The organism is Pseudomonas sp. JUb42 (genome assembly GCF_024807945.1).
Lineage (GTDB): Bacteria > Pseudomonadota > Gammaproteobacteria > Pseudomonadales > Pseudomonadaceae > Aquipseudomonas.
In genome coordinates this window covers 718,394-741,401 of record NZ_JANUFD010000001.1, presented here as the reverse complement: position 1 = coordinate 741,401, position 23,008 = coordinate 718,394, and the positions used below count along the sequence as shown (strand labels likewise).

The 23,008-nt window shown below is 61.4% G+C and carries 25 protein-coding genes; 2 read left to right on the top strand and 23 right to left on the bottom strand.

Going from position 1 to position 23,008, the window contains the following annotated elements; all coding sequences use genetic code 11:
* Positions 1-426: 426 nt before the first annotated feature.
* The 13 genes from M2401_RS03500 to M2401_RS03440 form a co-directional block, all read right to left on the bottom strand.
* Positions 427-1,218, bottom strand: a complete 792-nt coding sequence (locus M2401_RS03500) for a TatD family hydrolase (RefSeq protein ID WP_259099737.1) — start codon at positions 1,216-1,218, stop codon at positions 427-429.
* Between the two features lie 14 nt (positions 1,219-1,232).
* Positions 1,233-1,589, bottom strand: coding sequence for a PilZ domain-containing protein (locus M2401_RS03495; RefSeq protein WP_259099735.1), 357 nt, complete (start codon positions 1,587-1,589; stop codon positions 1,233-1,235).
* A gap of 35 nt (positions 1,590-1,624) precedes the next feature.
* Complete coding sequence (locus M2401_RS03490) at positions 1,625-2,614, bottom strand: DNA polymerase III subunit delta' (RefSeq protein WP_259099733.1); 990 nt, start codon at positions 2,612-2,614, stop codon at positions 1,625-1,627.
* A complete protein-coding gene (tmk, locus tag M2401_RS03485; RefSeq protein WP_259099731.1) occupies positions 2,607-3,239 on the bottom strand; it encodes a dTMP kinase in 633 nt (210 codons plus the stop codon). Before tmk ends, M2401_RS03490 begins: the two co-directional genes overlap by 8 nt.
* A gap of 19 nt (positions 3,240-3,258) precedes the next feature.
* Positions 3,259-4,410 carry an endolytic transglycosylase MltG gene (mltG, locus tag M2401_RS03480; RefSeq protein ID WP_259099729.1) on the bottom strand — a complete coding sequence of 384 codons (1,152 nt, stop codon included), beginning with the start codon at positions 4,408-4,410 and terminating at the stop codon, positions 3,259-3,261.
* 3 nt (positions 4,411-4,413) lie between these two features.
* Positions 4,414-5,229, bottom strand: a complete 816-nt coding sequence (pabC, locus tag M2401_RS03475) for an aminodeoxychorismate lyase (protein WP_259099727.1) — start codon at positions 5,227-5,229, stop codon at positions 4,414-4,416.
* Positions 5,229-6,473 carry a beta-ketoacyl-ACP synthase II gene (gene fabF, locus M2401_RS03470; protein ID WP_259099725.1) on the bottom strand — a complete coding sequence of 415 codons (1,245 nt, stop codon included), beginning with the start codon at positions 6,471-6,473 and terminating at the stop codon, positions 5,229-5,231. Before fabF ends, pabC begins: the two co-directional genes overlap by 1 nt.
* 113 nt (positions 6,474-6,586) lie before the next feature.
* Positions 6,587-6,823, bottom strand: coding sequence for an acyl carrier protein (gene acpP, locus M2401_RS03465; protein ID WP_081567453.1), 237 nt, complete (start codon positions 6,821-6,823; stop codon positions 6,587-6,589).
* 193 nt (positions 6,824-7,016) lie between these two features.
* Complete coding sequence (gene fabG / locus M2401_RS03460; protein WP_259099721.1) at positions 7,017-7,760, bottom strand: 3-oxoacyl-ACP reductase FabG; 744 nt, start codon at positions 7,758-7,760, stop codon at positions 7,017-7,019.
* A gap of 15 nt (positions 7,761-7,775) precedes the next feature.
* Positions 7,776-8,714 carry an ACP S-malonyltransferase gene (gene fabD, locus M2401_RS03455; RefSeq protein ID WP_259099717.1) on the bottom strand — a complete coding sequence of 313 codons (939 nt, stop codon included), beginning with the start codon at positions 8,712-8,714 and terminating at the stop codon, positions 7,776-7,778.
* A gap of 141 nt (positions 8,715-8,855) precedes the next feature.
* The gene (gene plsX / locus M2401_RS03450; RefSeq protein ID WP_259099714.1) at positions 8,856-9,863 is read right to left on the bottom strand and encodes a phosphate acyltransferase PlsX; all 1,008 of its coding nucleotides are present in this window, start codon (positions 9,861-9,863) and stop codon (positions 8,856-8,858) included.
* A 4-nt stretch (positions 9,864-9,867) separates the two neighbouring features.
* Positions 9,868-10,050, bottom strand: coding sequence for a 50S ribosomal protein L32 (gene rpmF, locus M2401_RS03445; RefSeq protein WP_003179396.1), 183 nt, complete (start codon positions 10,048-10,050; stop codon positions 9,868-9,870).
* A 13-nt stretch (positions 10,051-10,063) separates the two neighbouring features.
* Positions 10,064-10,591, bottom strand: a complete 528-nt coding sequence (locus tag M2401_RS03440) for a YceD family protein (RefSeq protein WP_259099592.1) — start codon at positions 10,589-10,591, stop codon at positions 10,064-10,066.
* 106 nt (positions 10,592-10,697) lie between these two features.
* Between M2401_RS03440 and M2401_RS03435 the strand changes: the two genes are divergently transcribed.
* Positions 10,698-11,276 carry a nucleoside triphosphate pyrophosphatase gene (locus M2401_RS03435; RefSeq protein WP_259099589.1) on the top strand — a complete coding sequence of 193 codons (579 nt, stop codon included), beginning with the start codon at positions 10,698-10,700 and terminating at the stop codon, positions 11,274-11,276.
* A 194-nt stretch (positions 11,277-11,470) separates the two neighbouring features.
* Here the strand turns inward: M2401_RS03435 and M2401_RS03430 are convergent, their stop codons facing one another.
* From M2401_RS03430 to rluC, 3 genes are read right to left on the bottom strand one after another with little or no spacing between them, the layout of a single operon-like run.
* A complete protein-coding gene (locus M2401_RS03430) occupies positions 11,471-12,469 on the bottom strand; it encodes a S49 family peptidase (protein WP_259099587.1) in 999 nt (332 codons plus the stop codon).
* 23 nt (positions 12,470-12,492) lie between these two features.
* Positions 12,493-13,155, bottom strand: coding sequence for an HAD-IA family hydrolase (locus M2401_RS03425; protein WP_259099585.1), 663 nt, complete (start codon positions 13,153-13,155; stop codon positions 12,493-12,495).
* Complete coding sequence (gene rluC / locus M2401_RS03420) at positions 13,145-14,104, bottom strand: 23S rRNA pseudouridine(955/2504/2580) synthase RluC (protein ID WP_259099582.1); 960 nt, start codon at positions 14,102-14,104, stop codon at positions 13,145-13,147. The genes M2401_RS03425 and rluC overlap by 11 nt, the downstream gene beginning before the upstream one ends.
* 718 nt (positions 14,105-14,822) lie before the next feature.
* Here rluC and rne point away from each other — a divergent pair.
* Positions 14,823-18,098 carry a ribonuclease E gene (gene rne, locus M2401_RS03415; RefSeq protein ID WP_409033867.1) on the top strand — a complete coding sequence of 1,092 codons (3,276 nt, stop codon included), beginning with the start codon at positions 14,823-14,825 and terminating at the stop codon, positions 18,096-18,098.
* 178 nt (positions 18,099-18,276) lie between these two features.
* Here the strand turns inward: rne and M2401_RS03410 are convergent, their stop codons facing one another.
* Genes M2401_RS03410 through M2401_RS03380 form a run of 7 tightly spaced genes read right to left on the bottom strand, consistent with a single transcriptional unit; the run spans position 18,277 to position 22,937 of the window.
* Positions 18,277-18,873 (bottom strand): NTP transferase domain-containing protein, encoded by a 597-nt coding sequence (locus M2401_RS03410; protein ID WP_259099576.1) that lies wholly within the window; start codon positions 18,871-18,873, stop codon positions 18,277-18,279.
* A 22-nt stretch (positions 18,874-18,895) separates the two neighbouring features.
* Positions 18,896-19,915: a UDP-N-acetylmuramate dehydrogenase gene (murB, locus tag M2401_RS03405; protein ID WP_259099573.1), complete on the bottom strand. Its 1,020-nt coding sequence runs from the start codon at positions 19,913-19,915 to the stop codon at positions 18,896-18,898.
* On the bottom strand, positions 19,912-20,676 hold the full coding sequence (gene kdsB, locus M2401_RS03400) for a 3-deoxy-manno-octulosonate cytidylyltransferase (RefSeq protein ID WP_259099570.1): 765 nt from the start codon (positions 20,674-20,676) through the stop codon (positions 19,912-19,914). Before kdsB ends, murB begins: the two co-directional genes overlap by 4 nt.
* Complete coding sequence (locus tag M2401_RS03395; RefSeq protein WP_017736029.1) at positions 20,673-20,858, bottom strand: Trm112 family protein; 186 nt, start codon at positions 20,856-20,858, stop codon at positions 20,673-20,675. The genes kdsB and M2401_RS03395 overlap by 4 nt, the downstream gene beginning before the upstream one ends.
* 17 nt (positions 20,859-20,875) lie before the next feature.
* Positions 20,876-21,871, bottom strand: a complete 996-nt coding sequence (gene lpxK, locus M2401_RS03390) for a tetraacyldisaccharide 4'-kinase (protein ID WP_259099566.1) — start codon at positions 21,869-21,871, stop codon at positions 20,876-20,878.
* Positions 21,871-22,302: a biopolymer transporter ExbD gene (locus M2401_RS03385; RefSeq protein ID WP_259099564.1), complete on the bottom strand. Its 432-nt coding sequence runs from the start codon at positions 22,300-22,302 to the stop codon at positions 21,871-21,873. The genes lpxK and M2401_RS03385 overlap by 1 nt, the downstream gene beginning before the upstream one ends.
* Complete coding sequence (locus M2401_RS03380) at positions 22,299-22,937, bottom strand: MotA/TolQ/ExbB proton channel family protein (protein WP_409033876.1); 639 nt, start codon at positions 22,935-22,937, stop codon at positions 22,299-22,301. The genes M2401_RS03385 and M2401_RS03380 overlap by 4 nt, the downstream gene beginning before the upstream one ends.
* Positions 22,938-23,008 lie beyond the last annotated feature (71 nt).

The following is a 23,008-nucleotide window of genomic DNA, read 5'->3' as shown; positions in this document are numbered from 1 at the left end:
ATTCTGCGGATTTGTGCGAGGTGTTGGCAGGAATCGCGGCAGCCTTCCTGTAATGGTGTTTAACGTTGGGTATGTGTGATCTGTGGGACCGGCTTTAGCCGGGAAGGCGGTTTCCCGGCGAAAGCCGGTCCCACAACAGAATCTCATTTCAATTCAGGCAGGTGCATCGGGTTTGCGATGTGCCGAGTCAACTCAACCACAGCAACCGGCACACAATTGCCGTCCGGCTATTCCAAATCTGTTTAAAAAACGTACAACCCGGCACTGGACGCCCGCCAATACTGACCAATACTTACAGCGTTGGCGCGGCATATCCCCCAAATGACGTGCCAGTAAAGGTGCCAATGGATAGCGTACCTTTGTTTTACTCCTAATGGTCTTAACCCGGATTCACCCCCCAGAACCCGGGTTTTTTTTGCCTGCGATTTAGCGAGAGGCGCTGACCCTGGCCAGGGGGAACAGACGACGGAAGTTTTCCGTGGTCTGCTCGGCAAAGGCCTCGTAACTTTCGCCGCGCAACATCGCCAGGAACTCGGCGACTTCGCGCACGTACTGCGGCAGATTCGGCTTGCCGCGATAGGGAATCGGCGCCAGATAAGGGGAATCGGTTTCCACCAGCAGGCGATCGGCAGGCACCTGGCGGGCGACATCGCGCAGCGCATCAGCATTGCGGAAGGTGACGATACCCGACAGGGAAATATAAAAGCCCAGGTCCAGGGCCGCCCGGGCCATGTCCCAGTCTTCGGTGAAACAGTGCAGCACGCCACCCTGAGGCAAGGCCGCTTCACGCAACAGCTCCAGCGTGTCGGCACGGGCGCCACGGGTATGCACGATGACCGGTTTGCCGGTGATATTCGCCGCTTGCAGATGCAGACGGAAGGATTGCTGCTGGACTTCGGCCGCTTCCGGCTCGTAGTGATAATCCAGACCGGTCTCACCGATGGCCACTACTCGCGGGTGATCCAGCTCACGCAACAGCCAGTCCAGGGCCGGAGCGCCCTGGGGCTGCACGTCCAGCGGATGAATCCCTACCGAACAGTCCACATCGTCATAGCGATCGGCCAATGCGCGAACCGCAGCGGCATTATCGGCACTGACACCTATGCACAGGAAATGTCCGACACCCCTGGCCCGGGCGGCCTCCAGGGCAGTGTCGAGAGAACCTGCGTGCTGGGCGAGGTCAAGGCGGTCGAGGTGACAATGGGAATCTACAAGCATGGGAGCAATGGCAACTACATCGTATGGGTGGGACGGTCGGACTTGAGGGCGCCGGCCAGGTAGGTTTCGATCATGGTCCGGGCGGTATTGTCGCCGTCGTTGAACTGCACGCCGACACCGGCGGCGCGGTTACCCTGGGCACCGCGCGGAGTAATCCAGGTGACCTTGCCGGCTACCGGAATCTTTTCCGGCTCGTCCATCAGGTTGAGCAGCATGAAGACTTCGTCGCCGAGCTTGTAGCTTTTGCTGGTGGGGATAAACAGCCCGCCGTTCTTGATAAAGGGCATATACGCCGCGTAGAGCACGGATTTGTCCTTGATGGTCAGGGACAAAATACCGTTACGTGGACCGGAATTCAGCGGCAGGCTCATTACATCTCCTTTAGGTGTTCCGAATGACGGTGAGTCTACCCTTGTCCGGGCAGCCCTGCCCACTGCACCAGCAATGCCTCGAGCAACAGGACGCGATTAAGGTTGGCCTTGGACATGACTTTCTGGCGCTGAGCCAGCACCCAATCCTGCATTGCCAGCACCTTGTCCTGCGACGATTTCTGCGCCAGGTATTGCACCACCTTGCGCATGTCCGACAAACCAAGCCCCTCTTCATCCTGAGTCAATTGGTAGCGCAGGATCAGGTGCGACCAGTCGCAGAACCAGTCGAACAGCAGCAACAGTGGAATATCCTTCCAGGCACTTTCGGCGAGCTGTGTGGGCGATTGCTGCTGCTTGATCAGTTTCTTCACCCCCTCTACCACCAAAGCACGCTGTTCACGAACACCTTGGGCATGCAGGCTGACCGCCATTAATGGCGAACCGGCAGCCAGCGCCAGCAGTTCGAGACGCTCCTCCAGCGCACACTCCGGCAGCGCCTGCTCCAACCAACGCAGGCTCATCTCTTCGCTGGGCAGCGGGCAGGCCTGCTGCACGCAACGGCTCTTCACCGTCGGCAACAAACGGCTGGGCTGATGGCTGACCAATAGCAGAACAGTATTACCGGATGGCTCTTCCAGGCTTTTCAGCAAGGCGTTGGCGGCGTTGATATTCATCGCCTCCACCGGCTCGACCAGTACCACCTTGCGCCCGCCCAACTGCGCGGTCTGCACGATGAAGCTGACCAGATCACGGACCTGATCGACCTTGATGCCCTTGTCCGCTTCTTCCGGCTCCAGCACATAGTTGTCCGGGTGGCTGCCCGCTGCCAACAACATGCATGATTTGCACTGGCCACAGGCATCCAGGCCGACCGGCCTCTGGCACAGCAGCCGGGCCATCAGGCGCTCGGCCAGTGCCCGCTTGCCGATCCCGGCAGGCCCGTGCAGCAGGTAGGCGTGGGCATGCTGGGCACGACCGGCCATCTGCTGCCACAGCGAATCCTGCCAGGGGTAGGCTTCAGCCACGGTAAAGCTCCAGCAGGTCGGGCAGCAGGCTGTCGAGAGATTGCTGTACTTCAGGCAACGACAATGCCGCGTCTACCAGGCGGTAGCGCCCAGGCTCGGCGGCGGCGCGCTGCAGATAAGTGCTGCGCACGGCATCGAAGAACGCCCGGCCTTCCTGCTCGAAACGGTCCAGGCGACCACGGGCACTGGCCCGGGCCAGGCCCACTTCCACCGGCAGATCGAAAACCAGCGTCAGGTGCGGACGCAGATCGCCCTGTACGAAGTTCTCCAACGCAGCAATGCGCTCGAAAGACAAACCGCGACCGCCGCCCTGATAGGCGTAGGTAGCGTCGGTAAAACGATCACACAGCACCACGGCGCCACGGGCCAGGGCCGGCTTGATCACTTCGGCCAGATGCTGGGCACGGGCGGCGAACACCAGCAGCAGCTCGGTATCAGCGCTCATGGCTTCGTCGCTGGGCGCCAGGAGCAGTTCGCGAATGCGCTCGGCCAGGGGCGTGCCGCCGGGCTCGCGGGTCAAGACCACGTCGATGCCCTGGGTACGCAGTTGCGCCGCCAGGTACTCACGATTGGTGCTTTTACCGGCCCCTTCCGGGCCTTCGAGGGTGATGAACAGGCCGGTCACAGGCAATCCTTGGTCAAATTCATTGCGGGCTGGCCTCGCTCGGTTGTACCGGCATGACAGGATCAACAGGCGGCACAGGCGCGCTGGCGGGTGCAGGGTCGGCGACCGGTGCAGGCGCATCGGTGGCCGGCGCGGAAATCGGTGCCGGGCTGGAACGATAATCGGCGCGGCGCTTAAGCTGGAACTCGCGAACCGCCGCGTTGTGGGCATCCAGATCAGCGGAGAACACATGGCTGCCATCGCCACGGGCGACAAAATACAGGCTATTGCCCGGCGCCGGGTTCAGCGCAGCATGAATCGCCTCGCGCCCGACCATGGCAATCGGCGTCGGCGGCAGGCCGGCATTCATATAGGTGTTGTAGGGCGTGGCTTCCTTGAGCAAGGCTTTGGTCAGCTTACCGTTATAGCGCTCGCCCAGACCGTAGATCACCGTCGGGTCGGTCTGCAGCAGCATGTTCAGTTGCAGACGACGCACGAAGACCCCGGCAATCTTGCCGCGCTCCTGGGGCACGCCGGTTTCCTTCTCGATCAACGAGGCCATGGTCAGGGCCTGATACGGATCAACATAAGGCACATCGGCGGCGCGCTTGTTCCATTCCTCGTCCAACACATCGTCGAGGCGAGTGAAGGCGCGCTTGAGCAACTCGGCATCGCTGACGCCACGCACGTAACGGTAGGTATCGGGGAAGAACCGCCCTTCAGGGAACACGCCCGGATGACCGAGTCTGGTCATCAGCTCGCGGTCACTCAAACCGACCAGGGTCTGCCCGAGCTTGGGCTGTTTGGCCAACGCCGCACGCACCTGGCGGAAATTCCAGCCTTCAACCAGAGTCAGGCTGTACTGCACCACTTCGCCGCGCTTCCACAAGCCAAGCAAGGCATCGATATCCATGCCCGGCGTCATGCGGTATTCACCGGTATGGAACGACTGCCCGGCCAGGTTGAAGCGCCAGTACAGGCGCAGCCAGAAGGCATCCTTGATGACGCCATCGGCTTCCATGCGATTGAGCACGCCGCTCGGGGTCGAACCGGCGGGCACGTCGAGCAATTGTTCTTCAGTCACTTTCAAGGGTTGATGCAGTGCCTGATTGACCTGCCACACAGACAGGCCCACGCCCAGGCCGACGACGACCAGGGCAATTTCCAGCAACACCAAAAATTTTCGGATCACAAATCAGATATCCAGAAGTGCACGAGCAATGCCCTGTAGTTTACGAGTGAGCGGACCGACCGGCCAGCTCAGCCGCTCATGACCAATCACCGGCCAGATGCCATAGACGCTGTTGCACACAAACACTTCGTCGGCCGATGCCAGCTCAGACAACGCCAGGTCGCGGATGTCCGTAACGACCCCGAGTTTGTCGGCCTGATCAAGCAGTTCGGCGCGCATCACCCCTGCCACGCCGCAGCGGCTCAGATCAGCGGTGAGCAGGCGACCTTCACGCACCAGGAACAGGTTGCTGTAGACCGCTTCGATCACCCGGTCGTCGGTGTCGCACATCAGGCCTTCGGCATGCTCGCCGTCCTGCCATTCGCCACGGGCCAGCACCTGTTCCAGGCGATTCAGGTGCTTGAGCCCGGCCAGCAGCGGCTGCTGGGCCAGACGGGTGCGACAGGCAAACAGGCGGACGCCATCTTCAGCGTGAGCAGGCGGGTAGGTTGGCGTCGGGCTGCCCTGCAGGATTCGGCACGGCTGTGCGTCGGCTGGTGGCGCATAACCGCGCTGGCCATCGCCACGGGTGAGGATCAGCTTCATCACGCCTTCGCCCAATTGCCCGGCAAAGCGCGAAGACTCGTCAACGACCTGCTCGCGATCAAAGGCCATGCCCAGACGCTGGCAGCCCAGTTCGAGACGCTGCAGATGGCGCTCGAACAGCGATGGCCACCCCGATCTGACGGCGATGGTCTCGAACAGACCATCGCCATAGGCCAGGCCGCGATCCTTGACCGACAAGGCGTCGGCAGGACGACCGTCGATCCAGCTCGACATCACTCGGCGAACCGGCGGAACACCAGGGAACCGTTGGTCCCGCCAAAACCGAAGGAGTTGGAGATGACCACATCGATCGGCATCCTGCGCGCTTCGTGCGGCACGAAGTCCAGGTCGCAGCCTTCATCCGGCTCATCCAGGTTGATGGTCGGCGGCGCCACCTGATCGTTGATCGCCAGGATGCTGATGATGGCCTCTACCGCACCGGCAGCGCCGAGCAGGTGACCGGTCATGGACTTGGTCGAACTCACCGCCAGCTTGTAAGCGTGATCGCCGAACACCGACTTGATCGCCGACGCTTCAGCCAGATCACCGGCCGGGGTCGAAGTACCGTGGGCGTTGATGTACTGCACCTGATCAAGGTTGAGCTTGGCATCGCGCATGGCGTTGGTGATGCAGCGTGCAGCACCGGCGCCATCTTCCGGCGGCGAGGTCATGTGGTACGCGTCGCCGCTCATGCCGAAACCGATCAACTCGGCATAGATGGTCGCGCCGCGGGCCTTGGCGTGCTCCAGTTCTTCGAGAACCAGGGCACCGGCACCGTCGGACAGGACGAAGCCATCACGGCCCTTGTCCCACGGACGGCTGGCGCGGGCCGGATCGTCGTTGCGGGTCGACAGCGCACGGGAAGCCCCGAAGCCACCCATGCCCAGACCACAGGCGGCCATTTCGGCACCACCGGCAATCATCACGTCGGCTTCGCCGTAGGCGATATTGCGTGCAGCCATGCCAATGCAATGCGTGCCTGTCGTGCAGGCCGTTGCGATGGCGTAGTTTGGTCCCTGTACACCCAGGTGGATCGACAGGAAACCGGAAATCATGTTGATGATCGAGCCCGGCACGAAGAACGGCGAAATGCGTCCTGGCCCTTGCTCGTGCAGCGTACGGCTGCTGTTTTCGATGTTGGTCAGGCCACCGATCCCCGAACCCATGGCAACGCCAATGCGGTCACGGTTCTCATCGGTGACTTCCAGACCGGCGTTGCGCACCGCCTGAAAGCTTGCGGCCAGGCCGTACTGGATGAAGAGGTCGAGCCGGCGGGCCTCTTTGGGCGCCAGATACTCTTCAACGTTGAAACCTTTGATCGAACCGCCAAAACGGGTGCTGTAAGCCGAAAGGTCTGTGTGCTCGATCAGGCCAATGCCACTGCGGCCAGCCAGAATGCCTTGCCATGTGCTTGGCACATCCGTACCCAACGGCGTCAGCATACCCATACCGGTGACCACGACACGTCTACGCGACACAGGACTCTCCTTTTCTCTTATTGACGACACGAAGCATCGTTTTTAAAGAAAAAACCGCACGCCGGTGAAGGCAGTGCGGTTTTTCCACGACAGCAAGCAACGATTACAAACTATTACGCCTGGTGGGCAGTAACGTAATCGATAGCGGCTTGAACGGTGGTGATCTTCTCGGCTTCCTCGTCAGGGATTTCAGTCTCGAATTCCTCTTCCAGAGCCATTACCAGCTCAACGGTATCGAGGGAGTCAGCACCCAGGTCTTCAACGAAAGAAGCAGTGTTGGTGACTTCTTCAGCCTTGACGCCAAGTTGCTCGGCAACGATTTTCTTGACGCGCTCTTCGATGGTGCTCATACCGTATTTAAACTCCTAGTGGACAAATTCAGGCGGCTGGCCGGTGGGTAAGTGTATAGAAGACGTTTTACGCTTTTCAAGCAAAACGCTTCGGCCTTCGACTCCACCGGCCTGCCGCCTATTAAAAGATTGCAGCTTTATAACGGATTTTCCGACAGCTCGTATGACATTTTTTTGCCCCGAGCAGTCACATTCAGCTCATGTACATCCCGCCATTGACTGGGATTGTAGCCCCGGTCACGTAGCCTGCACCCTCGGAAGCGAGAAAAGCGACGACGTTGGCGATCTCCTGCGCCTGACCCAGGCGACCCAGTGGAATCTGGGTCAACAGGGCTTCGCGCTGGGCCTCTGGCAGCTCACGAGTCATGTCGGTATCGATGAAACCTGGTGTTACAGAGTTCACGGTAACGGCACGCGAACCCACTTCACGAGCCAGTGCACGACTGAAACCTTCCAGACCGGCCTTGGCGGCTGCGTAGTTTACTTGGCCTGCATTGCCCATGGCACCTACCACGGAGCCGATACTGATGATCCGCCCCCAGCGCGCCTTGGTCATGCCACGCAAAACGCCCTTGGACAGGCGGAACAGACTGTTCAGGTTGGTGTTGACGACGTCATGCCATTCGTCGTCCTTCATGCGCATCATCAGGTTATCGCGGGTGATACCGGCATTATTGACCAGAATCAGCGGTACGCCGACGCGCTCCTGAATAGTCGACAGAGTGGCGTCCACAGAGGCCGCGTCACACACGTCCAGCATCAGGCCGAAGCCTTCGATGCCGTTTTCCTTGAAGGTGGCGCTGATGCGCTCAGCACCGGCTTCAGAGGTGGCTGTACCAACGACCACGGCACCATTGCGACCCAGTTCCAGGGCGATGGCTTGACCGATACCACGGCTGGCGCCGGTAACCAATGCAACTTTACCTTGCAGGCTCATGCAGGCTTCTCCTAATCAGGCCAGTGCCGCGCGGGTGGCGGCAACGGCGTCTGGGGTATTGAGGTTGAAAGTCGCCACGCCATCGGCGCAACGCTTGTTGAGACCGGCCAGCACTTTGCCGGGACCGCATTCGACCAGTTGGGTCGCGCCATTGACCGCCAGGCACTGCACGGACTCGACCCAACGCACGGGCTTGTACAGCTGTTGCAGCAGATCACTCTTGAGGGTGTCCAGATCGCCAGCAATCGCGGCGCTGACGTTCTGCACCAGAGGAATCTGCGGCGCCTGCCAGTCAATCGCGTTGACAGCTTCGGCGAAACGCTCGGCGGCCGGACGCATCAGCTCGCAATGGGACGGCACACTGACGGGCAGCGGCAGAGCACGCTTGGCGCCCTTGGCCTTGCACAGCTCCATGGCGCGCTCGACAGCGGCGGCTTGCCCGGCGATCACCACCTGGCCTGGGGAGTTGAAGTTGACCGCGCTGACCACATCGCCCTGGGCCGCTTCGGCGCAGGCTGCAATGACCACAGCGTCGTCCAGACCGAGAATCGCGGCCATGCCGCCCTGCCCGGCCGGAACGGCCTCCTGCATCAACTGGCCACGGCGTTCGACCAGTTTGACCGCGTCAGCCAGTGTCAGGCTGCCCGCCGCGACCAGGGCGCTGTATTCGCCCAGGCTGTGCCCGGCAACGTAGGCCGGACGCGCGCCGCCCTCGGCCAGCCACAGACGCCACAGCGCGATGGACGCGGTGAGAATGGCCGGCTGAGTCTTGTCGGTCTGGTTGAGCTGTTCTTCCGGACCTTGCTGGGTCAGCGCCCAGAGGTCGTAGCCGAGGGCGTCGGACGCCTCTTTGAAGGTATCGATGATCGACGGGTATTGGGCGCCCAGCTCGGCAAGCATGCCGAGGGACTGCGATCCTTGACCCGGAAAGACGAATGCGAGGGATGCAGACATGTAACAAGCCCCTGAATGATTGGTCGTCGAAATGAACGCCCGGCTCGGCCGGACGCAAGAATTCTAGTTTGCGTGACTGCCCAGTTGGATGACTGGCCGGTCAGCAGCGTCACATTTTAGCCCCACGCCCGCAAATACGGGCTACAACACCCCATCAAGACGCCCGTGCAGACGTCGCGGCAGATCTTCCTGGATTTCGATCAACGCACGCTGGATCGCACTCTGGAAGCCCTGCACGCCCGCCGAGCCATGACTCTTGACCACGATACCCTGCAAGCCCAACAGGCTTGCGCCGTTATGCCGGGCCGGGGCCAGGTCGGCACGCAGGCGGCGCAACAACGGCAGCGCAAGCACGCCAACGGCGCGGGACAACAGATTCTGCCGGAACATGGCGTCAATTCGCCCGGCGATCATGGTCGCCAGGCCTTCGCTGGACTTGAGCAGGATATTGCCGACAAAGCCATCGCACACCACCACATCCGCCTCACCCCGGTACAAGCCGTCGCCTTCGATGAAGCCGATGTAGTTCAGCCCGGCAGCGGCCTGAAGCAGACCGGCGGCCTGCTTGACCTGCTGATTGCCCTTGATGTCCTCGGTGCCGACATTGAGCAGCGCCACCCGCGGCCGGGGCACGCCCAGCGCTTCGGCGGTAACCGAGCCCATGACCGCGAACTGATAGAGGTTTTCCGCGCTGCAATCGACATTCGCCCCCAAGTCCAGCAACTGACAATAGCCGCGCTGGGTGGGAATGGCCGCAACCATCGCCGGGCGGTCGATGCCCGGCAGGGTCTTGAGCAGAAAACGCGACAACACCATCAGCGCACCGGTATTGCCGGCACTGACACAGGCCTGGGCCTGGCCACCGGCGACCAATCCCAGGGCTACCCGCATCGACGAGTCTGGCTTGCCGCGCAGAACCTGGGCCGGGCGATCGTCCATGGTCACGACTTCGCTGGCATTGACAACACGCAGGCGCGAGCGATCCACACCAGGATGGCGGGCAATAAGGTCTTCAAGGATCAGGGATTGACCGACGAGGGTCAGGTGAAGCGAGGGGCTTGCAGACAGGCACGCAATAGTGGCCTGAACAATGTTGCGGGGACCGAAGTCCCCGCCCATTGCGTCGATCGCGATGATCGGAGCGGACAAGAAATTACTCGTCAGCGCCCTTGTCGATCACTTTACGACCACGGTATACGCCTTCTGGCGATACGTGGTGACGCAGGTGAACTTCACCAGTGGTCTTTTCTACCGACAGAGTGCTTGCCTCGAGAGCGTCGTGCGAACGACGCATGTCACGCGCAGAGCGGGATTTTTTGTTCTGCTGAACAGCCATAATTGATTAACTCCTAAACGTTTGGGTCACGCTTTAACTGCGCCAATACACTGAACGGGTTGGACCGCGTTACCTCGTCCACGCTCGGTTCGGGCTCATCGAGACCCGCCGGCTGCTGGCATTCTTCCGGATGATGAGCAGGCACAATGGGCAAGGCGAGCAAAAGCTCCTCCTCGATCAATGCCAGCAGATCCAAAGGATCTTCGCCCAGTTCCAGCACGTCATAACCTTTCGGTAACGACTGGGTATTCGCACCCTCCTTCACCACAGCGTAACTGCACTCGCTGTGGATCGGCAGGGTGACCAGCTCAAGACAACGCTGGCAAACCATCTTGACCGAGGCGTCGATTTCACTGTGGATAACCACAGCGCGTCGTTCGTCACGCTCAAAAACGAATTTAGCCTGCACCGTACCGAGATTATCGGAAAGCGGGTCGCAGAGTCTCTCCAAATCAGCCAGTAACACTTCGCCTTGAAGGCTGGTGCCACGGTCAGCTAATTTGCGCGGGTCAACGTGAGGTGGAATCGGGTCATTCAACATAGGCGCAGCATTCTAGGGATGCCCCCCTGCTCTGTCAAAGGAAATTCCGGCCAGCAACGCACAGCGTCTGCGATTAGAATCGGCCATCACTTCAATGGAGATCCGCATGCTGCCTTTGCTCCTTGCTTCCAGCTCGCCCTACCGCCGTGAATTGCTCGAACGCCTGGGCCTGCCATTCGTCTGCCAGTCGCCTGATCTAGATGAAAGCAGACTCCCCGGCGAGAGCGCACTCGAACTCGTCCAGCGCCTGTCCCGGGAGAAAGCCCAGGCCCTGGCCGCAGCGTTCCCCGACCACCTGATCATCGGCTCCGACCAGGTCGCCGTGCTCGGCGAGCAGATCCTCGGCAAACCCCACACCTTCGAGCGCGCCCGCGAACAACTGGCGGCGGCCAGCGGCGCCAGCGTGTCCTTCCTGACCGGCCTGACCCTGCTCAATAGCAGCACCGGCCAGAGCCAGACCGATTGCGTGCCCTTTACCGTGCACATGCGCGAACTGAGCATGGCCGGTATCGAGCGCTACCTGCACGCCGAACAGCCTTACGACTGCGCAGGCAGCTTCAAGGCCGAAGGTCTGGGTGTGAGCCTGTTCCGCAGCACCGAGGGCTGCGACGCCACCAGCCTGATCGGCCTGCCACTGATCCGCCTGATCGATATGCTAATAAATGAAGGCTACGCAATTCCCTGAACACTCCAGGGAATCGAACTCTATATGTGTGAGCGAATTCATTCGCGAAGAGGCATCTACATCCACCACATCCTCATCGCCTTGAATATCGCTTTCGCGAATGAATTCGCTCCCACAACGACCTCACCACGCTGGCAGCCCAACAATAAAAAACCCGACCAATGGTCGGGCTTTTCATTCAACCATAACCTCGATCAGCGCAAGGTCGGCCCATTGAAGCCTGCCCACATGGCAATCTGCTCAGCCACGCTGGCGCCCAGCTTCTTCGAAAAGCGGTCGAACGGCGATTCCTGTACGGTGTAGTCGACGATCTTTTTCTCGCCGATCACATCACGCGCCACCGAACTGGTGTTGCCCAGGCCATCGATCAACCCCAGAGGCAACGCCTGCTCGCCGGTCCAGACCAGCCCGGAGAACAGCTCGGGGTGATCCTTGTCCTTGAGGCGGTCGCCACGACCCTGCTTGACGCTGGCAATGAACTGCTTGTGGGTGGTGTCCAGCACGCTCTGCCAGAATTGGGTTTCCTCGGCCTTGGGCGGCTGGAACGGATCAAGGAAGGCCTTGTGCTCACCCGAGGTATAGACCCGGCGATCGACGCCCAGCTTCTCCATGGTGCCGACAAAGCCGAAGGTCGCCGCCGTCACACCGATGGAGCCGACCAGGCTGGCTTTGTCGGCATAGATCTGGTCAGCGGCACTGGCGATGTAATAAGCCCCGGAAGCGCCGAGGTCGGAGATCACCGCGTAAACCTTGATATTCGGCTTCTCGGCACGCAGGCGACGAATTTCGTCATAGACGTAACCCGATTGCACCGGGCTGCCGCCGCCGCTGTTAATGCGCAGGATGATGCCCTTGGTCTTCTCGTCCTTGAAGGCCTCGCGCAGGCTGCCGACGATATTGTCGGCACTGGCCATTTCGTTGTCGGCGATCATGCCCTTGATCTCGATCAGCGCGGTATGGCTGTCCTTGCGCGAGGCGCCCTTTTCAACATCCATCAGCGGCGAGAACATGAACAGCGCGCCAATCAGATAGAGAAAGGTCAGGCTCTTGAAGAAGATCCCCCAGCGCCGGGAACGCCGCTGCTCCTGAATACCGGCCAGCAGGGTCTTTTCCAGCAGCTTCCAGCTCTTGGCGTCGGCCTTGCTGTCAGCACTCTCATCAACACCTTGCGGTGCTTTCCACTCATCAGACATTTAATCACCCCAACAACAAAGACTCAGGCGCTGCGCGCCGACAGCCAGGTGCGCAACTCGTTAAAATGATCGATGGCCAGTCGCGGACCGAATTCGCGCAGCGAGTCCAGGGATTGCGCCCCGTAACCTACGGCAACGGAGTCCATGCCGGCATTGCGCGCCATCTGCAGATCGAAGGAGGAATCACCCACCATCAACGCCCGCTCAGGCGTCACGCGGCAATGCGCAAGAATTTCATGCAGCATCAACGGGTGCGGCTTGCTGGCGGTCTCGTCAGCGGCACGGGTCGCATCGAAATAATCGAGCCAGCCGTTGGACTTGAGCACCCGATCCAGACCCCGGCGCGCCTTACCCGTAGCGACGGCCAGGTGATAACCCTCGGCACGAAACGCCTCAATGGATTCGGCAACCCCGTCGAACAACGGCGAAGGCACCTCATCCATAGTCATATAGCTAGTGGCGTAACGTTCGCGAAAAGCCACCAGGTCGCGTGGAGTGATACCTGGATATAGGGTTTCGATCGCCTCGGGCAGACCCAGGCCGATGATGCCCTTGATCGAGGCATCATCTCGAACCGGCATATCCCCGGTTTGGGCCGCGCTACGCATGGCCAGAACGATACGACCGATGGAGTCGGCCAAGGTGCCGTCCCAATCGAAAATCAACAAATCATAGTCACGGCGCACTCAGCAGTCGCTCCACAGTCTTGGCCCACATCTCATCGACCGGCGCCTCCAGCTTCAGCTCGCCGCCATCGGGCAGCGGCACAGTCAGCATGTAGGCGTGCAGGAACAGGCGTTTGCCGCCCAAGTCACGAATTTCCTTGGAGAAGCCTTCTTCGCCGTACTTGGTGTCACCGGCGATACAGTGCCCGGCATGCAGGGTATGCACGCGAATCTGGTGGGTACGCCCGGTGACCGGCTTGGCCTCGACCATGGTGGCGAAATCGCCGAAGCGGCGCAGAACCTTGAACAGAGTCAAGGCCTCCTTGCCCTCCTCGTTAACCTCGACCATGCGCTCGCCGGAACGCAGATTGCTCTTGAGCAGCGGCGCGCGTACCTGTTTCTGGGCGGTTGGCCAGTTGCCACGGACCAGGGCCATGTAGCGCTTGTCGACGCCATCGCCGCGCAGGGCGGCGTGCAGGTGGCGCAACATGCTGCGCTTCTTGGCGATCATCAGCAGGCCCGAGGTGTCCCGGTCCAGGCGATGCACCAGCTCCAGCTCCTTGGCATCGGGGCGCAGCTGACGGAAGGCTTCGATGACCCCGAAACTCAGGCCGCTGCCACCGTGCACGGCGATGCCGGCCGGTTTGTTGAGCACGATCAGGGCCTTGTCTTCGTAGACAATCGCCGCTTCCAGGCGCTGCAACAGCCCCTGGGCGACCGGCACCGGCTCGTCGCGCTCAGGCACACGTACCGGCGGGACACGGATGATGTCGCCCGCCTGCAACTTGTACTCGGGCTTGATCCGCCCCTTGTTCACTCGCACTTCGCCTTTGCGCAAAATGCGGTAAATCAAGGTCTTGGGCACGCCTTTGAGAAAAGTGACAAGAAAGTTGTCGATGCGTTGACCGGCATATTCCGGCGCAACCTCTACCAGCTGGACGCCGGGGGTTGGAGGGGTGATATTCGTCATGGTGCAAATCATAACAATTTTTTATGGATTTGAAGCACTTAAAGATTGCTGCTATAGTCGCGAACGCCGCCAAAAGCGGCCTGGACAGCGGACAAGCGGTGTGACACCGGCCCTGACCACGCAATTCACAAGGACGCGAGGCCGTCCTACGTGGCTTTCGCTGCACACTGGAAGGTCTGGAAACGTAACAAGCGCAGGTGACATGAGGCCTGAAACAGGCCCGAACGCAGAGTAGCTACTCGCCTTCGGAGCTCAATATTCAAGGCCAGTTCACAAAGTGCAGTCGCTTTCAGACGCTCCGAGCGAATGTTTCGGAAACAACGCCTTAAGCCATGATGCGCGACCTTCCAGTGGAAGGTTGCGGTAAATGCCAACCCGCTGCGGATTCTGCGCGCGGCAGCACCCGAATTATCAGGGATACGTGTAGGGTAGAGACGCACAACCATCGGACTGTGTATAGCACCAGGCTTGTTATAGACGCCTCATCTCGTCCGCTACCGATGATTGATTCCTCCTCCTGACAAAGCTTTTGCTGACAGGGTGTCCTAATCGTCACCACAGCAAGCAGGAAACGTCGTCGCGACCCCCAGGCCCCGTTGGCCGGGATCATCGCTAGACACTTGAGTGTCCAACCACTCTTGACGTGCCCTGACACCGACCGTGAGAAGTCGTGTGTGCCGAACGCCGTTTCCGGCAGCCCGGAAACCGACGGTACTACATGAAAAGAATGCTGATTAACGCAACTCAACCCGAAGAGTTGCGTGTTGCACTGGTAGACGGCCAGCGCCTCTACGACCTGGACATCGAGTCCGGTGCACGCGAGCAGAAGAAGGCCAACATCTACAAAGGCCGGATTACTCGCATCGAACCCAGTCTTGAGGCTGCCTTTGTCGATTTCGGCTCTGAGCGCCACGGCTTTCTGCCCCTCAAGGAAATCTCCCGCGAGTACTTCAAGAAAGCCCCTGAAGGCCGCGTCAACATCAAGGACGTCCTGAGCGAAGGCCAGGAAGTCATCGTCCAGGTCGAGAAAGAGGAACGTGGCAACAAGGGCGCAGCCCTGACCACCTTCATCAGCCTGGCCGGTCGTTACCTGGTCCTGATGCCGAACAACCCGCGTGCCGGTGGCATCTCGCGCCGCATCGAAGGCGAAGAGCGCAACGAACTGCGTGAAGCGCTCAACGGCCTGATCGCTCCGGCCGACATGGGCCTGATCGTGCGCACTGCCGGCCTGGGCCGCAGCAGCGAAGAAATGCAGTGGGACCTCGACTACCTGCTGCAACTCTGGACCGCCATCAAGGAAGCGTCCCTGGATCGTTCGGCGCCTTTCCTGATCTACCAGGAAAGCAACGTCATCATCCGCGCCATCCGCGACTACCTGCGCCAGGACATCGGCGAAGTGCTGATCGACAGCGTTGAAGCCCAGGAAGAAGCCCTGACCTTCATCCGCCAGGTGATGCCGCAGTACGCCAGCAAGATCAAGCTGTACGAAGACAGCGTTCCGCTGTTCAACCGTTTCCAGATCGAAAGCCAGATCGAGACCGCCTTCCAGCGCGTCGTCGAACTGCCCTCCGGCGGCTCCATTGTCATCGATCCGACCGAAGCCCTGGTGTCCATCGACATCAACTCGGCCCGCGCCACCAAAGGCAGCGACATCGAAGAAACCGCCCTGCAGACCAACCTTGAAGCCGCTGAAGAAATCGCCCGTCAGTTGCGCCTGCGCGACATCGGCGGCCTGATCGTCATCGACTTCATCGACATGACCCCGGCCAAGAACCAGCGCGCCGTGGAAGAAAAAGTCCGCGAAAGCCTGGAAGCCGACCGTGCCCGCGTCCAGGTCGGTCGCATCTCGCGCTTCGGCCTGCTGGAAATGTCCCGTCAGCGCCTGCGTCCATCCCTGGGCGAGAGCAGCGGCATCGTCTGCCCGCGTTGCAACGGCACCGGCATCATCCGTGACGTTGAATCGCTGTCCCTGGCGATCCTGCGCCTGATCGAAGAAGAAGCCCTGAAAGACCGCACCGCCGAAGTCCGCGCTCAGGTGCCGATCCCGGTTGCAGCTTTCCTGCTCAACGAAAAACGCAACTCGATCACCAAGATCGAACTGCGCACCCGCGCGCGCATCATCATCCTGCCGAACGATCACCTCGAAACGCCGCATTTCGAAGTCCAGCGTCTGCGTGATGACAGCCCGGAAGCCCACAACAACCAGTCCAGCTACGAAATCGCTGCTGCCGCTGCCGAAGTGGAAGAAGTTCAGCCAGCCGCCGCGACCCGCACCCTGGTTCGCCAGGAAGCTGCGGTCAAGACTGCACCGGCTCGCGCCAACGCCCCCGTTCCGCTGGAAGCCCCGGCACCGGTCGCACCGGCACCCGTTGTTGCCCATGAGCCAAGCCTGTTCAAGGGCCTGGTGAAATCCCTGGTCAGCCTGTTCGCGACCAAGGAAGAGCCAGCGGCTGCACCGGTTGTCGTCGAGAAGCCGGCTGCCGAGCGTCCTGCGCGCAACGAAGAACGCCGCAACGGTCGTCAACAGAGCCGTGGCCGCACCAACCGTCGTGACGAAGAGCGCAAGCCGCGTGAAGAACGTGCTCCACGTGAAGAGCGTACCGAGCGCGCGCCTCGCGAAGAGCGTGCACCGCGTGAAGAACGCGCGCCACGAGAAGAACGTGCACCGCGTGAAGTGCGTGACGATTCCGCCCCGCGTGAAGAACGCCCGGCCCGTGCTCCACGGGAAGAGCGTGCACCACGCGAGCGCAAGCCACGTGAAGGTCGCGAAGGTCGTGAAGAGCGCCCGGTTCGCGAACTGCGCGAGCCGCTGGATACCGCCCCGGCGGTCAACCTGCAACGTGAAGAGCGTCCTGAGCGTGCTCCGCGTGAAGAGCGTCAGCCACGTGCGCCGCGTGAAGAGCGTCAACCACGCGCAGAACAGCCGGTAGCGGCGGTCAGCGAAGAAGAACTGCTGCCGAACGAAGAAGCCCTGCAGGACGACCAGCAGGAAGGCGCCGAAGGCGACCGTCCACGCCGCCGCTCCCGTGGCCAGCGTCGTCGCAGCAACCGTCGTGAGCGTCAACGCGATGCCAACGGCAACGTGATCGAAGGCTCCGAAGAAGGTGAAGGTGAAAACGAAGGCACTGCTGCTGTAGCTGCCGTTGTTGCAACCGGCGCCATCGCTGCTTCCGTCGAAGGCGTGATCAGCGCCCAGGCCGAAGCCGAAGCTCATCGCCAGGCCGAACGCGCTACCGCCGCCGTGCCTACCTCGGCCCCGGCTGCGGTAGAAGCCGTCGCGGCTGAAGCTGCTGAAACACCGGTCGTCGAAGCGCCTGCCGAATCGACGCCTGTCGCTGAAGCCGTCGTCGAAGCACCGGCATATGAAGCAGCAACTGTCGAAGTGCCAGCTGTTGAAGCACCGGCCGCCGATGACAGCTTCAAGCTGGAAAGCGCCCCGGACGTAGAAGTCCCGGCGTTTGTCGAAGCTGCACCGGCACCGGTTGAAGTCCCGGCCGCCCAGACCGAACTGTTCAGCGCCCCTGAGCCGTTCACGCCAACCCCTGCGCCCGTTGCAGAAGTAGCGGTCGAAGCACCGGTTGCCGACACTGTCGTGGTCACCGAATCAGCCGAACTGCCTATCCATGAGCCAGTGGCTGAGCCGGTAGTCGCTGCCGAACCAGCTCCTGCGCCAGTCGTGGAAGCGGTTGCCGAGCCGGTTGCTGTTGAGGCGCCTGCCCTGCCGGTCAGCAGCAACGGCCGTGCACCGAACGATCCTCGTGAAGTGCGTCGTCGCAAGCGTGAAGCCGAGCGTCTGCAGAAGGAAGCCGAAGAGGCCGCCGCTGCCGCCGCCAGCGCACCGGTTGCCGAAGAACCGGCGCAGGTGTTCGAGGCTGCACCGGTCATTGAAGCGGTAGAAGCTGCACCGACCGTTGAAGAGACCGTGCAACCTGCTGAAGAAGTCGTTCAGCAACCAGCCCATGAAGAGCACCACGAGCACAAGCCGCTGGTGTGATTCATTAGCTGAATAAAAAGCCCCGCCTGTGCAGACAGGCGGGGCTTTTTTATTCCTGATGAACTATCACAGCATATGAATCATCCGTTGGAGCGAGGCTCGCCCGCGAAAGCCTCGACGCGGTGTATCTGAATTACCGCGCCGTTCAATTCGCGGGCAAGCCTCGCTCCAACAGTCATCAGCGTTCGGAAAATACCAACGCCTGCGGCACATCCACATCCCACACCACACCGGAATCGGTCACTTGGATGCACTGCACCGGCGCCGTATCAAACAACCGCCGCGCCCCGCGATCTCCGCTCAAGCCCATCAAACCCGTCGCCAACTCCCGGCCAAAGCCCACCGGATGCCCACGCTCGCCCTGATACACCGGCACGCTGATGGCATCAGCCCGCACGCTGGTGGCAATGGCTTGCAAGGTCTCAGGCAGGATAAACGGCATATCCCCCAACACCACCAGCCACCCGGCACTGCCTGGCGTGGCAGCCACGGCAGCGGCGATGCTGTCGCCCATGCCGGGGGATTCCAGTTGCAGCAGGGTGCAGTGATAGAGATGGGCGAGTCGGGCGATATCGGGTTGATTCGGGCGTGTGACCAGCAGGCACTTATCCACAACTCCTTGCAGGTTGTGCAGGACCTGTTCGAGCACAGGTCGCTCAATATCATCACGGCCTACGCAGGGCGCCAGCAGTTTACTGACGCCCTCCCCGGCCACGGCCTGATAGCGGCTGCCTGATCCGGCGGCCAGGACAACGGCGCAAAGCGATGTGGTCATAGGAGCCTCAACAGAAGGGACCTCAGTAGAGATTGGGCTCCATCTCAAGCGTGACGCCGAACCGCTCGGCAATGTCGCTCTGAATGCGCCGTGCCAGGGACAACAGCTGCGTGCCCGTGGCCTGACCGTGATTGACCAACACCAGGGCCTGCAACACATGCACCCCGGCATCGCCGTCGCGGAAGCCTTTCCAACCGGCCTGCTCGATCAGCCAGCCCGCCGCCAGCTTCACTTGGCCATCGGCCTGTGGATAACCCACCAGCCCCGGATAACGGTTTTTCAGCTCGGCAGCCTGGGCCTGCGCAATCACCGGGTTCTTGAAGAAGCTACCGGCGTTGCCCAGCACTGCCGGGTCGGGCAGTTTCTCGCTGCGGATCGCGCAGATCGCCCGGCTGACATGCATGGGCGTCGCTCTCTCGATACCCATCTGCTGCAAGCGCTCGCGCACCGGTCCGTATTCCAGATGCAGTTCAGCCACCCGAGGCAGCAGAAAACGCACACGCAGGATCAGCCAGCGTCCGGTTTCGCGCTTGAACAGGCTGTCGCGGTAGGCAAACTCGCACTCGTCGCGAACAAACTCGCGCAGCTCGCCGGTCTGTCGGTCGATAGCAGTCAGGCTGTGGAACACATCCTTGATCTCGACCCCATAGGCGCCGACGTTCTGGATCGGTGCAGCGCCCACTGTACCGGGGATCAGGCTGAGGTTTTCCAAACCGGCCAGGCCCATTTCCAGGCACCAGAGCACGAACGGGTGCCACGGCTCGCCGGCTTCGGCTTCGACCAGGCCGTGGGAGCAATCCTCGCGCAAGATGCGAATACCGCGGCTGGCCATGCGCAGCACCAAAGCCTGCACGTCAGCGGTCAACAGCAGATTGCTGCCACCTCCGATCACCAGCAGCGGTAAATCCTGCGCCGCCGCATAGGCCAGGGCTTCACGCACTTCGTCGTCATTACAGGCTTCTGCGTATTGCTGCGCACGCACATCGACACCAAAGGTGTTGAATGGCTTGAGCGAGACATTGTTCTGGATCTGCAACGTCAAGCCTCCAGCAAGCGCCTTACGCGCTCCAGGTCTTCGGCGGTATCGACCCCAGCCGGTGGCGCTTCCAGGGCATCGGCCACATGGATACGCACGCCGTGCCAAAGGGCACGCAGTTGCTCGAGACTTTCCGTGTCTTCGAGCCAGCACGGGCCCCAGCTGACGAAATCAGCGAGGAAACCGGCGCGATAGGCGTAGATCCCGATATGCCGACGATAGGGCACGCCGGCTGGCAACTGCTCACGGTCACGGGCCAGCGCGTCGCGGGCCCAAGGCAGCGGCGCACGGCTGAAGGTCAGGGCCAGGCCATTGATATCGCTGGTGACCTTGACCACATTGGGGTTGAACAGCGCCGCCACGTCGTCGATAGGCTCGGCCAGGGTCGACATGCGCGCTTGCGGGTGCGCCGCCAGGTTATCGGCGACCTGATCGATCACCGCCGGAGGAATCATCGGCTCGTCGCCCTGCACATTGACCACGATGGCATCAGGCGCCAAACCCAGTTGCGCAGCGACTTCAGCCAGGCGGTCAGTGCCGGAATTGTGATCATCGCGGGTCATCAGCACTTCGGCGCCAAACAGCTGGCAGGCGTCGAAAATCCGTTGATCGTCCGTCGCAACGACAACGCGCTCGGCACTGCTTTTGCGCGCCTGCTCCCAAACCAACTGAACCATGGGCTTACCGGCAATGACCTTCAGCGGCTTGCCGGGAAACCGGCTGGAGCCATACCGCGCCGGAATGACAACCGTGAACGCCGCGGTCATTTATCCAGGCGCTCGTCGGAGGTCAGGGTACGGGCTTCGCTTTCCAGCATCACCGGGATGCCGTCGCGGATCGGGTAGGCCAGGCCGGCGCCCTTGCTGATCAGCTCGGTTTTATCGGCGCTGAGCTTGAGCGGCCCCTTGCAGATCGGGCAGGCGAGGATGTCGAGCAACTTGGTATCCATAGGAGTTCCTGGGCAATTCATGGCAAAAGACGTAATAACTGCTGGTCGAACCAGGCAATAAAGGTCGCTGAAGGCACCGCGTCCACCGCCAGATAGAACCAGTCATTGGCGGCGAAGGCGCGGCATTTCACGGCGTCCTTCTCGGTCATGACCACGGGCAGCGACGGGCTGAACGCAAGAGCCTGGGCGCTGAACTCGGCGTGGTCGGCAAAGGCATGGGCGACAGGCCGCCAGTGTAGACCCTCGAGGGTCTTGAAGAAACGCTGCGGATTGCCGATCCCGGCCACGGCATGGACCGCCTGACCGGCGGGAAAATGTTCCAGCGCCAGGCGCTCGCCACTGCGCAGATGCACCAGCGCCGAGGGCTTGAGGGTAAAGGCGAAACCATCTTCGCGATCGGCCGTGGCGCCGTTGTACAACAGGGCATCGACGCTGTTCAGGCGCTCCACCGGCTCGCGCAGGGGGCCCGCAGGCAGGCAGCGGCGATTGCCCAGGCCGCGGGCGGCGTCGATCAGCACCAGTTCCAGATCGCGAGCGAGGCGATAGTGTTGCAGACCGTCGTCGCAAAGAATCAGGTCCAGGGGCTCGGCGGCGAGCAAGGCGCGTACGGCGCTACTGCGATCGGGATCGATCATCAGCGGCACGCCACTGCGTTGCACGATCAAAAGAGGCTCATCACCGACTTCGGCGGCGCTCTGCTCGGGCAGCACTCGCCACGGCAGGCTCGACGGTTTGGCGCCATAACCGCGGCTGACCACACCGACACGCAAGCCGCGCTGACGGCAGTGTTCGATCATCCACAGGATCAGCGGCGTCTTGCCAGTGCCACCGATGGTGATATTGCCCACCACCAATACCGGCACCGGGGCGCGATAGATATCGCCCTCCCCGGCCAGAAAGCGCGCGCGCTTGCCCTGCACCACTCGCCGGTACAGAGCCTCCAGCGGCCGCAGCAGCGTCAGGGCCGGATGGCCGTTGTACCAGGCGTCGAGCAGGCGGTCGGTAAAGGCCATCAGTTGGTCGATGCGGCTTCGATGGTGGTCATGCGCAGGTGGCTGAAACCCAGCTTGCCCGCCGCGTCCATGGCCGTGATCACCGCTTGATGAGGGGTCTTGCCGTCGGCACTGATGGACAGCGGCAGGTTGGTATCGCCACCGGACTCCCGTTGCAGGGCATCGATCAGGGTGGTCAGGTCGTTCTTCGGCAGCAACTGGTTATTCAGCGCATAGATGCCGTCGGCATTGATGGTGATATCCAGGTGCTTGAGGGCGGCGTCGGTTTCCGGGCTGCCGGTCACCGCCTGGGGCAAGTCGACGCGCAGTTGGGTTTCCCGGGTGAAGGTGGTGGTCACCACGAAGAACAGCAGCAGGATGAAGACCACGTCGATCAGCGACACCAGGTTGATGTCGATGTTTTCCCGGGGCTTGCGGCGGCGGAACTTCACTTCTTCTTGACCTCGGCCAGATCGACATCACGGTCGCCCTGCACCACTTCCACCAGCTTGATCGCTTCCTGTTCCATGCCCACTACCAGCTCATCGACCCGGCTTTGCAGGAAACGATGGAAGAAGATCGCCGGGATACCGACCATCAGGCCGGACGCGGTACAGATCAACGCCTTGGAAATACCGCCAGCCAGCACGCCAGCATTGGCGGTCATCCCGGAATTGGTGAACGAGCCGAAGATATCGATCATGCCCAACACCGTACCGAGCAGGCCCAGCAACGGCGCCATGGCGGCAATGGAGCCGAGGGTGCTGAGGTAGCGCTCAAGGTCATGGATGACCCGTGCGGCGGCCTCTTCGATGCACTCTTTCATGATCTCGCGACCATGCTTGGAATTGGCCAGGCCCGCAGCGAGGATCTCGCCCAGGGGCGAATCGGCGCGCAGTTCCTTGAGCTTTTCCTTGTCCAGTTTCTTGTCTTTGATCCAGCGCCAGACCTGGCCCAGCAGGTGCGGCGGGGTGATGCGGGCAGCGCGCAGGGTCCACAGGCGCTCGATAATGATACCGACCGCGACAATGGAACTCAGAATGATCGGCAGCATCATCCAGCCACCAGATTTGACCAGTTCCCACACAGTGACCACCCCCAGAAAAAAGTGGCGCCACTCTATCATAGGGTCGTTGGCTGGCCGTAGTGCGGGATCAA